Source organism: Mesorhizobium sp. M8A.F.Ca.ET.207.01.1.1 (genome assembly GCF_004794715.1).
Lineage (GTDB): Bacteria > Pseudomonadota > Alphaproteobacteria > Rhizobiales > Rhizobiaceae > Mesorhizobium.
The window spans coordinates 1-294 of the sequence record NZ_SRUS01000510.1 but is presented as its reverse complement, the minus strand read 5'-3'; the positions used below and the strand labels follow the sequence as shown (position 1 = coordinate 294).

Annotated in this window: 1 protein-coding gene; it reads right to left on the bottom strand. The window is 73.5% G+C overall.

Translation table 11 applies throughout. From position 1 onward, the window contains the following. A partial coding sequence (locus tag EN850_RS36970) for a hypothetical protein (protein ID WP_210238096.1) occupies positions 1-294 on the bottom strand: 294 nt, incomplete at both ends.

Sequence of the window (294 nt, the reverse complement as noted above, 5' to 3'; positions counted from 1 at the left end):
CCAGCATCGCGTCCTCGGCGGCCATCGTGGCCATCAGCAGCTGGCGGATGCGCAGGCCCTCGCCGCGCTGCGGGCACACGTGCCAGTCGGCCGCGCCGATCATGAAGGCGCGGGTGCCGGTGCCACCGGCCAGGCCGGTGGTCATCTCCACGCTCAGCTCCAGCTGGCCGGCCGAAGCGTGCAGCGGGGTGACAGTGCGCACCACCGGCACTTCGCGCAGGCCCGCGGCCAGGCGCAGGTAGTCATCGGCGCTGTTGATGCCGGTCACCACCACGCGGTAGGTGCCGGCCTGGC